We start from the raw sequence: 12801 nt of genomic DNA, 5'->3' as shown, positions 1-12801 counted from the left end.
TAGAAAAATTTCCAGCATGAGTTCGGTATTGTACTGGATTCATGCTATTAAATTTGTTGAAGAAGGAAGGATAATAGTAAACATAGAATATATTAATAAATCAAAATATTTATGAGGTGAAAGTGATGGCAACAAAACAAGATGAAATTAAAGTAGTAGTCGGCGCTGGCGTGTTTAATAATAATCCAGGTTGGATTCAAACACAAGAAGATGAACTTAACTTATTAGACAAAGCTACGTGGGAAGAAAGATTTGAATACAACTCTATTTCAGCTATTTTAGCTGAGCATGTATGGGAACACCTTTCTTTTGAAGAAGGTATAAGAGCAGCTGAAATTTGTTATGAATTTTTAAAGCCAGGAGGGCATATTCGTTGTGGTGTTCCTGATGCATTTTTCCGAGATGAAGCATACCAAAACATAGTTCAAATAGGCGGACCTGGCCCGAAAGATCATCCAGCAGCAAGTCATAAAATTGTTCATAATTATAAAACATTAACGGAAATGTTTAAATTTGCTGGATTTGAGGTAGTTTTACTTGAATATTGTGATGAAAATGGTCAGTTTTATTACAACGAATGGGATGCAAACGACGGTGTTATTTTCCGTTCGAAAAGGTATGATTCTAGAAATAAAGGTGATAAGCTTGGCTTTCCATCGCTAATTGTGGATGCGATTAAGCGGTAAGTCATTCAATAAAAGCAGGGATTAATACTATAATTTCATGAGTCGCAAATGCGGCTTTTTTTATTGGTGCGTAAGTCTATATTTAATAAGGAAACGGATATACATGATAATTATTTTTCAACATTATATAACTCGACTTGGAAAATATTTAAGTTTTTCTCATTACCATTAACTTTAAATTAATACTTCGTTGACATAAAGATTTATTTTATATTTATATTCGTGTAAAATAGAGTGAGAACATACATTCTGTATAAAGGGGCAATCAATATGATAGCTGAAATTGGGAAACTAACTAATGGGTATATTGTAAAATTTGAACGCCGATTTCCAAATACAATAGAGGAAGTTTGGTCTGTTTTAACAGAAAACAGTAAGCTTAAAAAATGGATGTCTAATTTACAAATTGAAAGTCTTAAAACGGGTGGAATAATAAAGTTCGACATGATGGATGGTTCATTTATAAATATTGATATTTTAGAGTGTCAACTAAACACAGTACTAGAATTTAGTTGGGATAAAGATCGTGTCCGATTTGAAATACATAAAGAAGAAAATGGTACTCTTTTACTTCTTAAAGAATACATTCATGAGTTAACAGATCATACACCGAAAGATATAGCTGGTTGGCATATTTGCTTAGATCTTTTTTCTTCCGTACTAGAAGGAAAAGAAAAAGAATTTTCTAAAGATGAATGGCAACAATGGTTTGAAACATATAAGGATAAGATCCTTGAAGTGAGAGGATAATTGTATAAAAGGTTATAGTCATTATGTAATTATTACACTGTAAAAATGATTTTAAAGAAAAATAAGAATAGAGGTTAATATGAAAGTAAATCAATTAATTGCTAATAACATAAATAAATTAGATACAGTGATTCCATTTAATAAGTCGTTTGGAATCGCTGGTTTATCAGGCTCAGGTAAAACAACCTTTTGTCAAACGATTGGTGAAGAATCAAAAAAACGATTAGTTTCTTTATTGCCAAAGGCTGAATATCAATATTTATTTCCTAACATTATGGAAACGAATTTTAGTGCTATTAAGATAGAAGATATGCCTTTAGTTCTTTTTCTAGGAAAATCATCGATTTCTTCCAATCCACGTTCAACAATCGGTACACATACTGGTGTTTTCACAGAGGTACGTGAAAAACTTGCTGATGTATTTCATCTTTCACCTGAGGTTTTTTCGTTTAATAATCAGTTAGGTTGGTGTATTGGTTGTAAAGGCCGAGGTACTACTAAAAATATTGAGTGTGAAAAATGTAAGGGAAAACGTTATAGCGAAGAAATCGAACAACATACGATAGATTTATTTGCTAAACCACATACAATTTCAAATATTAATGATTTAAGTGTTGAGTCTATTCTTTCGTTAGCGGAAGAGTTAAATATTAGTGAAGCAAAGCAACATATACTGCAAAATATAATTAATATGAACATTGGTTATTTAACATTAAATCGAATTATGGGTACGTTGTCAGGTGGAGAGTTAACAAGACTATATTTGGCTGAATTTATGGCAGTAAGCGAAAATACTGTAATTATTATTGATGAGATTTCAGTTGGACTTGATCATGAAACATTATTACAAATATTAGAAGAGATTAAGCAGTTAGGGTGTAAAAATCAAATTTGGCTCATTGATCATTCAGATACAGTACTGGATACAACAGATGAGCAATTGTTCTTTGGACCTGGTAGCGGAAAATATGGTGGACAAATTGTGAAAGAATCGCCAAGACCAAAACCAATACTGTCGGATCTAAATAAAGAAGTACCAACAGAATATTATACATTCCAAGAATTATATTGTCGCAATATCCAAATGGCGGAATTTCAAATGCCTAAAAATAGGCTTGTGACGGTTACAGGAGAGTCTGGATGCGGGAAATCTACACTTGTCAATGAATGTTTAGCTACAGATTTCTTGAAACGATATCCAAAAGATAAACTAGTTATGGTAGGGCAAGATCGCAATCAATCCATTACAAGTCGATCAACTGTAGCAACTTTTCTAGATATTAAAAAGAAACTAACAAAGTATAGTGAAGAAATTGATGATATTTTTGAGCGTTCGATTGAAGATATTATTGATGAACTTCCAAATGAAGATATTGCGTTTAAACGCTTGAGTCTACTAATTAAACTAGGACTTGGTTATTTAACGTTAGAACGAAAAACACAAACATTATCAACAGGTGAGTTCCAATGTGTTCATTTAGTTTCAGAGTTATTTGCAAACACAAGAAATCCACATACGTTATTTATTTTTGATGAACCTTCAAAAGGTTTATCGCAAAATATTTTAAATCAATTTATAGACAGTGTTAGAGGAATATTGCAAGATGAATCAGTATCCATCGTTATGATTGAACATAATAGTTACATGTTAGAAAGCTCTGATTATATTGTAGACTTCGGGAAAAGACAGCTTGAGGCTATCAATCATCTTGAAGTAGTAAGTCATGATGATTATTATCGTCAGAAAACCACTGTGAATAATGTTGAGCAAATCCATATTACTTCAGCGCTTAAGCATAAAAAAGGCGTTCACTATTTAGAAGAAAATCATATTAACTATTTTAAAAATGCTGAAAATGTTTATAAGGGTGGTATTTTAAAAAGTTTATCATCAATGGCGCGTTTAATTTATGGTGAGTATGAATCTAATACAATTGCACCGGTTATTGCTATTGATCTTGAGAGACATTTATACAGTCAATATAGTTTTTTATATGAGGTTGGTGGATTAATTAATCATATTGTAGCTGCTCATCCAACTAATAAAGATACGAGAAGTTTTGATTTCTATTCACAGGACAATCATTGTCCATCTTGTTCTGGACGTCTTCAAATTGAAGTTTTCGATAAAGATATTACAATCCAAAATAAAAACGTTCCATTTTGGGACGGTTTATTTGATCCAGAAATCATGAAAGTATTAAAATTTTATCAATATGAGAAAATAGAGTTTCTATTCGAAGAAATTAAAAATGAACTTGGTCACGATTTGTCAAAGAGTTATAATGATATGTCAGAAGAAGAAAAGCATACGTTTTGGTATGGATATTTTGAAAAATCATTTTATGATAAAAAAGGAAAGACGCGCAGAACATGGGTAGGATTTAATACGATTATTGGTGGATATATTGTTATTTCAAAAGCACCTGTTAAAGAAGAAATTAAGGCTTCTAAAGAAATGGTAACATGTCCAATTTGCGAAGGGACGGTTTTAAACCATCATAAACCACTTAAATTTGGCAACTCAGATATTCGTGAAATTATCAATCAACCAGTTAATGAAGTGTTGAAAATAGTCGGTGATTTACCTGAACTTCATAAATTGAAATATATTGTTGGTGGCAATATGAGATTGACAGAAGATGTTTCTTTATTGCCAAGAAAAGCACAAGTTGCACTAAAAATGTTTGAACTAGAACAGGCAAGCTTTTTAAACTATGAAATGGTGTTACAAAATGTCTTACCATTCTGGGGCGAAATTAAAGGGAATATCGAATCCATTAGTGTTAATAATCAAGTAACTGTTTGTGATTTCCCTAATGTTTATGAAACGAGAGAAAACATAATAGATCAGTATTTCACAAATGGTAAATATAAAAAACTTACGTATGTATACGAAGCGTTTGGATACAAAAAATTAGTTACCCAAATTAATAAAATTAAAAAAAGTGATCCATGTCCATTCTGTAAAGGAAAGAAAGTTATTACTGAAGATAATTTGCATGATGGTGTTTTTAAACTAACAATTCCATGTGTAACTTGTAATGCAAGTGGTATTAATGACGAAGGTCTAAAAGAAGTTGTTGAGGGTGTGGATGTAAAAACATGGTTAACTGGAAAAGTTAGTGATGTTGTGGATGAGAACTTATTAACAGAGGCAGTTGCGCAAATACCAATTTTTAATCGTATTCGTGAATTGGATAAACGAGATATGATGGCGATTTATGAGTGTCTTGAGCGTAATCAGTAAAGTTTTATTAGCTTATGTGTTATTAACATAACTTATATAAAACGTATATTCTTTATAATGTTTATAATAACGCAGTATGAGTATTACAAGGTAATGAAAGAAGATCCAATTTCTTAATGTGAAAATTAAGGAATTGGATTTTTTAGTATTTTTATGTCCCGTATACTATATTTCCAGCTAAGATATGGAGGAGAGATAGAGAAATAAAAGGGACAAACAGTTGATATATTATGTAATTATTATATTATAAAAGTAATTGTTAGGGGTAAAAACAGTTCGCAAGTAATATCTTTTGCTTATAATATCTTCGTTCTGTTGTCTGATTTTTTGGATTTAACAGAAATATATACTTGAATGAAGTATATATTTCTGTTAAATTTATCCTATGGATAGAACGAGTTTAATTAAAGGTCATTTAGAAATGTGTGTATTATCTATTTTGTCGAAAAAGAAAAGTTATGGTTATGAGATTATGAAAGAACTTGAAGTAAACAATTTAAAACTGAAAGGAGTGGGAAGTATTTATCCCATTTTAACTAAGTTGAAAAATCAAGAATGGGTTAATACTTATCAAGTAGTAACAGACAGTGGTAAAGTTAGGATTTATTATGAAATTAATGAAAACGGGAAAATACGTCTTGAGAAAAAAATTAATGAGTGGTTAGAATTGCAATCGGATATTCAAACATTATTAAAAAGCGGTTTGAAAGGAGACCTTCTGAAATGAGGAATAGATTGATAGGTAAAGAAAAGCAATTTTTAACAGACGTACTAAAGGAATTAAAGCAATACGATATAAGTTTAGAAGAAAGGCATAATATTAAGCGACAAATATTAGAACATATTCAAGAATGTCGTGAACATGGTGAAGATAGTATAGATGATTTAGGTACACCTCAATTATTTGTTCAGGATTTTTTAGAAGTAAATGAAATTGATTTAAAAGTTAAAATGAAACAACTTCAAAATGAAAAGGACAAATATAACACATTTATGTTACGTGGCATATTCATCGCAGTTATTACTTACCTCAGCTCACAAACTATATTTTCAATATTTTTAACTGAATCATTTAATCCAACTAATAGTAAAAATGCATTTCAGTATAATCTTTTATATCGCATATCAGAGAATCAATGGTGGAACGCATTATTAATAATGACTAGTTTGACACTCTCTGTAGTAGTATATATTAGCTTAGTAAGTTATAAAAAAAGAAAGCATCTAAAGTATAATGAAGAATACGATCTATAAAGTCTTTCTAATTTGTATTCTTTGTAATGTATTTATGCTATGTATCACACATCCAAAAGTTTACGCTCAGCAGAATGTTAAAGTTACATTAGATAAGTATATTGAAAAATTTATAAAGGAACAGAATATTCCAGGAGCTGCTGTTGCAATTGTACATAATAAAGAAGTATTCTTCACAAAAACGATGGGGGTTACTGGAGAATCTGAAAAAAAGGTAACTAGTAAAACGCCATTTGCAATCGGCTCAATAAGTAAATCTTTAACAGCTTTAGCTATAGTGAAATTAATAGAAGATAAAAAAATAAAATTAGAGGACCCAGTTCAACGATATCTCCCTTGGTTTAAACTAAAAAATCCTCAAATATCCTCAACTATAACAATCCAACAACTACTAACTCATACAAGCGGAATCAACACATATGAGGGCTTAGCATTATCAGATAAGCAATCCAAAAATTCTACAGCATTAAAAGAAAATGTAATGACGCTTTCAAATGTAAAATTAACTGCTCCACCAGGTGAAAAATATCAATATAGTAATGCGAATTATATAATACTTGGTGCGCTTATTGAGGCCGTTACAAATGAAACATATTCATCATATATGGAAAAGCATATTTTTCAGCCATTAAATATGAATGGTGCGGCAGCAAGTAAAGAGACTGCATATGAAAAAGGTTATTTAACAGGTTATCAGTCTTGGTTTGGCATGCCGAAAAAAAGTATAGTCGCCTATGATAATGCCGGGGCACCGTATGGCTATATTACTGCAAATTTAGAAGATATGATTCAGTATACTATGTTTTTGAATCGGTCAGAGGATGCTCAATTCTTAAAGCAAGAAAACATGGATCTTTACCTTTCACCACTTTATAAAATAAATTCAGAAAAAAGTTATGGTTTTGGATTAAGAACAACAAATATAAATGAAAGTGAAACGATGATTTGGCATTCAGGATCAACGCCCGATGCTCGTGCAGAAATATTTATTTTAAATAAAAGTGGCTGGGGTGGTGTGATTTTAACAAATAAAAATCATGTTTTAGAAGAATCAGCACTATCGGAATTGAAAAATGGGATTATTAGTATTTTGAATGAGGAAGAACCGGTTGATATCCCTAAAAACATACCATTAACACAAATTATTTTGTTGATAGTTACACTTATACTTTTCATAATATCAATTATATTAATTAAAAAGTATAAATATATAAAAACTGTAAAAAAGCTAATTTGGTTATTCACAGGGAGTCTATCCCTACTATTATCCATTATTTTCATCCCACTGCTTACTTATAGTACAAGTTCACCTTGGCGTACGATTAAAATATTTGCGCCAGACGTAGCTGTATTTACAAGTATTATTGTAACTTTATTAGCTGCGAACGGACTAATATCAATTCTTATAGCCTTAAGAAGGAAGTAAGTATAAGGGGAAAGAATGAAAGAAATATAAGTTAAGTGTTAGAAACAGTTGACTCTCACACAATGTCATTGTTTAAGATGAAGTTGAACTTCGAAGTAGATGTAACTTATAGGAGGAAATCATGTTTAAAATAGGAGACTTTTCAAAACTATCTTCCATTAGTATTCGGATGTTGAGACACTACGATAAAGTGGAATTATTACAACCAATAAAAGTTGATGAGCAGAGTGGATACCGATACTATTCAGCAGCCCAATTAAAGAAAGTAAATCAAATTCAAACGTTAAAAAATATGGGATTTAATATCGCTACCATTAAAAAAATAATAGAATGCGATAATATAGAGGGTATTAAGGAGCAATTTTTAAATCGTAGTGCTCAAATTAAAGAAGACATGACTAACCTCAAAAAACAATTACGTCTCCTCGAAGATTCAATGAAAACGATGAGAGAGGATGTTGTTGATATGAATTACCACGTTTCAATAAAAGAAATTCCAGAAAGATATGTAGCCAGTGTTAGAAAGGTTATTCCATCATATAATTGTGAAGGCGATTTATGGACCATGTTAATGCAAGAAATTCATATGAAAAATATTAGTATGGCCCATCCGAGTTATAGTATCGCTGTCTTCCATGATCAAGAATACAAAAAAAATGATGTAGATGTAGAAATACAGCTAAATATCTTAGGAAAGCATAAAAATACAAAAGATGTTTATTTTCAAAAAAAAGAGCCAATCAAAGTAGCTTCTGTAACAGTAAACGGAAGTTATGAACAAATAACAAACGTAAATGAAGCAGCCGCAAAATGGATTGAGACAGAAGGTTACGAATTAGCAGGCCCGATGTTTAATATTTATCATGTGAGCCCAGCGATGGAATTGGATCCTAATAAATGGGTTACAGAAGTTTGTTATCCAGTTAAATGATGATAAAGAAAAAAGGCATTATAATATGCCTTTTTTCTTTATAAACTTATCCATAAATTTTAATTAACCAATCATACATAATTATCTTTCCTTCCATCATAGCTTTCGTATCGGACTACATAGTGCAATAAAAACTTCCAGTAACTTCGTAAAGGCAGCTAAAGCAAATACATACACTGGATTATAAGCTGAAATAATGCCTCCTACTAATGCCCCGAGTGGCATAGCTAATCGTGTAAGTACACGTGAAAATCCTAAAACTCTCCCTTGCATATTTGATGGAACTGTTTCCTGGCGAACGGTGGCTACAATTGTATTCCATGCAATATTGCAAGTCATTGCAACACCGAAAGCAATTCCAGGAGCGAACCAATATGTATTCCAAAGCGCGCAAGTTAAGCCAATTGCTCCAACAAATAGGAGTAAAGGAATTAGTATGCCGCGCTGCAACCTTTTTTCTAAAGGAACTGCAATCAAGCTTCCTAAAAGACCACCTATTCCAATTAATGAATAATTAACCCCACTTTGTTCTGGGGTAAGTTGTAATGTGGATAATAAATAATACATGAATACACCTAAAACCGCACTTGCTCCAAAGTTTCCTATCATAGCTTGAAAAGATAAAGCTAAATTTAAGCGGTCATTTTTGAGCCATGTAAATCCATTAACCAAATCAGATAGTACATTTTGAAGTGTATTTTTATCTTCACATTTTTTATTTGTGTTTTTCATAGACGGTAATAACATCACAGCAACTAATGTTGCAATAAATGAAAGAACATTAATCCAAAGCAACTGAAAGCCGCCAATAAAAGAAATGAAAACCCCAGCTATCATTGGACCAAATAAACTAGCCAATTGATTGACCATTTGATAGAAAGAATTGGCCTTCGTTAAGGATTCTCCAGCAATTTGCGGAATGACTGTAACAGTTGTTACATCAAAAAGCATAGACATAACTGCTAAGATAAAAGTAATTACGTATAAATGCCAGATTTCTAATAGATGTAATGCGTGTAGAATTGGTACGAGACTTACTAAAATAATATTGGTAATATCCGCTATCCAAAGTAATTTTTTTCGATCGTATCGATCAATTATTACACCAACTAAAGGGCCGAATAAAACAATTGGCAATACATTAATAGAAAATAAAGAACTCATAATTACAGCTGAACCGGTTAATTGATAGGCAATCCAAGGCAATGCAAAAGTATATAGTGAATCCCCAATTCGTGAAATGAGTAAACCAAAAATAAAAATCTTGTATTCTTTAGAGAAAGTTGTCTTTACGGTAAATCTTTGTTCTTGTTTAAGTTTCACACTATTTATACCACCTTTATTATAGAGGAATTTGAAAAAAATCCGTTCAATATTTGTTATATATAGAATTCTATGATTCTTTTGTGAATCCTACTTTTTAGATGTATTTTAAAATTTTAAGGAGGGAATAAAAATGAAGGCTTTGGATTGAAGATTATTTAAAAACATAATAAAATTATAGTAAACTATTTTGCGAGAAAGTTGATTAAGGAGGGGAAATATTGATACATATAGATAAAAATGTACGAACATCTGGTGCATATGTAATATACGAGAACTTATTTGTTTTCCAAGTTGGGCCAACGAGTAAAGGAGATACATTAGGTGTAGTAAGGCTCGGCGGACATAAAGAAGATGAAGAAACAGCAGTAGAAACTGCTAAAAGAGAAGTGAGAGAAGAAGCTACTATCGATATTACTATTTTGAGTTCACCAAGTACATATTATAAAGAGAACTGGAATATGCAATCAAAGAAAATAAAGGTAGCAAATGAGATCAATCCAATATTAATTATTGATAGTCCAGATGAAACTTTATCTATTATGTATATGGCACATTCAGAAAATAAGCCATATCCATCTTCTGAAACGAATGGACTTTTATTACTTACTTTAAGTGATATTAGGCTAATTTGTAGTAAGGAAATAACACTAAAAGATTATATTAAGCAAGGTGGAATAGCTATATTGAAAGAAAAAATGGATATAGACTTAATCTTACAACCTTATCCGCAATTTATGTTTTTAGCAGGAATTTTAAAAGAGGATCCTGTATTACTGCAGCAGTTTCTAAATTAGCAACAAAAGCCACCGTAATAAGGGGCTTTTGTTTTAAATAATTTAATGGTATGTGTATCCTCCATCAGGAAACAATACATTGCCTGTAGTAAAACTATTTTGCATTAAATATAGAACAGTATGTGCAATTTCATCATTATGCCCAGGCCTCTTTAGAAGAGAAAGAGATTTATAAGCTTCATAAGCAGTTAGTCTATTTTCGTTTTGTTCATTTTCCCTCCGTATCGTTCCAGGGGAAACAACATTAACTCTTATAGGAGCTATTTCAACAGCTAAAGCTTTCCCTAAACTCTCAATAGCACCATTACAAGCTCCATAAGCAGGTGCTCCTTTAAGTGGTCTTTGACTAAATGCACCGGACATTAATACGATAGATCCGGAGTCTGAAAGAAAAGGAATTGCATATTTTACGGCATAATATTGTGGCCAAAACTTGCCGATAAAGCTGCTTTCAGCAATATCATCCGTAGCAGTAATTGGTCCAAGGGTATAAGAGGCTCCTGGGGTGAACAAATGATCAAAATTCCCAAGCTTTTTGAAAAAATCTTCTAGTTGGTTTTTATCCTGATTATCCAATACATAAGTTTGAAGACGGTTGTTACTTATTATTTCTTGAGCAATCATTAGTTTTTCTTTCGAACGCCCTGCAATAATAACATGTGCTCCTTGTTCGATTGCTTGTTTTGCTGTTGCTAATCCGATACCTGAGCTCCCACCAATGATAACGATACGATTATCTTTTAATGTAGTAATAGACATATTTTAGCCACTCCCTTAATAAAAACTTTAAAATAAAATTGCTATGCTTTTATTATTCGCTAAAAGATAGCGAGTGAAAAGTACGCACTTTATATGTACATAGTCGCAAATTTCGTACTAACCGCTATTCATGTGGATTTGAGAGGTGAAAAAATGGATTTACAAGAACCGAAATTAAAAGGAGTAATAGCGACATTACAAATCATCGGAGGGAAATGGAAGCCACTCATTTTGTTTATATTATTAACTGATGGAACAAAACGATTTGGTGAATTAAAGCGATTAATACCAGATATATCTCAAGGGACTTTAGCGAAGCAATTGCGTGAATTAGAGCAAGATCAACTAATAGAACGAGAAATTTATCAAGAAATACCACCTAAAGTGGAATATAGTTTATCTGAGCATGGAAAAACAGTAAGTACAGTGTTAGATAGTATGTGTGGTTGGGGAAGAAGACATTTAGATTATATAAATAGAAATAAACTATAAAATTATTATGTAAACTATTTATGCACAAGGAATATATTTTCCTTATAACTTGTATTTTATAATATATAATAAAAAGTAAGAATATTTTGGTAGTTATTGAATGAAATTAAGGGCCTTTATTTGAAAGGAGTGATATTTTATGAAAAAACAGAAGAAAATAAAGTATGAGGTAAAAATAATTTGAGTATGCGTATCATGCCTCTATAACTACGTTCGCTCAAAGCTAGGAGCAGCACATGATGAATATTAAAATTGGAAAAAATGAATACCCAATAACATTAGCTGAGGATCATAATTTTGATTGGTTAAAGGATGTAGAAGTATTTACTATTTTTGATCAGCAAGATTCAGGGAATATTAGCTTTGGTATCATTGAAAAAGGAAAACGCTACTTTTTGAAGTATGCTGGTGCACGCAATTTAGAATACAAAGGTAATGTAGAGGATGCAATCCAACGATTAATGAAAGCAAAAGAAGTGTATGAACAAATTCAACATCCTTTACTAGTTCCATATATTAATTCGATTCAAATGAAAAATGGATTTTGTTTAAGGTTTCATTGGATTGATGGGGAATGCATGCACAATCATTGGGACTTTACACCGTTTGAAAAGCACCATGCACCAAATTCGCCTTTTGTTAAGTTAAGACAATTATCCGTGACGGAGAGACTTAACATATTGACACAAATTTTTGAGTTTGCAGCCTATGTGGAGTCATTAGGCTATGTCATGGTTGATTTTTATGATGGCAGTATTTTATATAATTTCGAGCAATCAAAACTGACGATTTGTGATATTGATTTCTTTCAAAAAACACCTGTATTCAATGAAATTGGGAAAGATTTTTGGGGGACAGCTCGCTTCAAAGCACCGGAGGAATATGAACTGCATGCACAAATTACAAGCGAAACGAATGTGTATGTATTAGCCGGAATTGCTTTTGCCTTTATTGGCGGAAAAAATGATAAAAGCTATGAAAAATGGGAGAGCACACAAGAATTATATAATATATGTACAAAAGCGCTACATAAAGAAAAAAGTAATAGATATCGTACTATTCAAGCATTTTATGAAGCTTGGCTTTCATATATAGAATAAATAATTGATGATTCATTTTAAATTATATGTATT

General features: G+C 31.5%; 12 protein-coding genes. 10 read left to right on the top strand and 2 right to left on the bottom strand.

Annotation, left to right across the window (positions count from 1 at the left end):
* Nucleotides 1-125 precede the first annotated feature (125 nt).
* The 7 genes from AC1Q8N_RS03690 (at nt 126) to AC1Q8N_RS03660 (ending at nt 8297) form a co-directional block, all read left to right on the top strand.
* A complete protein-coding gene (locus tag AC1Q8N_RS03690) occupies nt 126-686 on the top strand; it encodes a class I SAM-dependent methyltransferase (protein ID WP_097890881.1) in 561 nt (186 codons plus the stop codon).
* A gap of 270 nt (nt 687-956) precedes the next feature.
* The gene (locus tag AC1Q8N_RS03685; RefSeq protein WP_097890879.1) at nt 957-1436 is read left to right on the top strand and encodes an SRPBCC family protein; all 480 of its coding nucleotides are present in this window, start codon (nt 957-959) and stop codon (nt 1434-1436) included.
* Nucleotides 1437-1515: 79 nt separating this feature from the next.
* The gene (locus AC1Q8N_RS03680) at nt 1516-4686 is read left to right on the top strand and encodes an ATP-binding cassette domain-containing protein (RefSeq protein ID WP_493521076.1); all 3171 of its coding nucleotides are present in this window, start codon (nt 1516-1518) and stop codon (nt 4684-4686) included.
* 385 nt (nt 4687-5071) lie between these two features.
* Entirely contained in the window at nt 5072-5413 is a 342-nt protein-coding gene (locus AC1Q8N_RS03675; protein WP_000376290.1) for a PadR family transcriptional regulator, read from the top strand.
* Nucleotides 5410-5940: a hypothetical protein gene (locus tag AC1Q8N_RS03670; RefSeq protein WP_048547017.1), complete on the top strand. Its 531-nt coding sequence runs from the start codon at nt 5410-5412 to the stop codon at nt 5938-5940. The genes AC1Q8N_RS03675 and AC1Q8N_RS03670 overlap by 4 nt, the downstream gene beginning before the upstream one ends.
* Complete coding sequence (locus tag AC1Q8N_RS03665) at nt 5921-7366, top strand: serine hydrolase domain-containing protein (RefSeq protein ID WP_098642380.1); 1446 nt, start codon at nt 5921-5923, stop codon at nt 7364-7366. Before AC1Q8N_RS03670 ends, AC1Q8N_RS03665 begins: the two co-directional genes overlap by 20 nt.
* A 121-nt stretch (nt 7367-7487) precedes the next feature.
* Entirely contained in the window at nt 7488-8297 is an 810-nt protein-coding gene (locus AC1Q8N_RS03660; protein WP_097890873.1) for a MerR family transcriptional regulator, read from the top strand.
* A gap of 96 nt (nt 8298-8393) precedes the next feature.
* On the opposite strand, the gene AC1Q8N_RS03655 is transcribed toward AC1Q8N_RS03660, so the two are convergent.
* Entirely contained in the window at nt 8394-9620 is a 1227-nt protein-coding gene (locus tag AC1Q8N_RS03655) for an MFS transporter (protein WP_098047560.1), read from the bottom strand.
* A 221-nt stretch (nt 9621-9841) separates the two neighbouring features.
* Between AC1Q8N_RS03655 and AC1Q8N_RS03650 the strand changes: the two genes are divergently transcribed.
* Nucleotides 9842-10417, top strand: coding sequence for an NUDIX hydrolase (locus AC1Q8N_RS03650; RefSeq protein WP_098642381.1), 576 nt, complete (start codon nt 9842-9844; stop codon nt 10415-10417).
* Between the two features lie 42 nt (nt 10418-10459).
* Here AC1Q8N_RS03650 and AC1Q8N_RS03645 read toward each other — a convergent pair whose 3' ends face one another.
* Nucleotides 10460-11176 (bottom strand): SDR family oxidoreductase, encoded by a 717-nt coding sequence (locus AC1Q8N_RS03645; protein ID WP_097890194.1) that lies wholly within the window; start codon nt 11174-11176, stop codon nt 10460-10462.
* A 153-nt stretch (nt 11177-11329) separates the two neighbouring features.
* On the opposite strand from AC1Q8N_RS03645, the gene AC1Q8N_RS03640 reads away from it, so the two are divergent.
* Nucleotides 11330-11668, top strand: coding sequence for a winged helix-turn-helix transcriptional regulator (locus AC1Q8N_RS03640; RefSeq protein WP_048547027.1), 339 nt, complete (start codon nt 11330-11332; stop codon nt 11666-11668).
* A gap of 236 nt (nt 11669-11904) precedes the next feature.
* Entirely contained in the window at nt 11905-12768 is an 864-nt protein-coding gene (locus AC1Q8N_RS03635; protein WP_098077191.1) for a serine/threonine protein kinase, read from the top strand.
* Nucleotides 12769-12801 lie beyond the last annotated feature (33 nt).

The organism is Bacillus sp. GW823-FHT06B01 (genome assembly GCF_058952315.1).
Note: the sequence above shows the minus strand (reverse complement) of the source record. Positions and strands in the feature narration are given on the sequence as shown.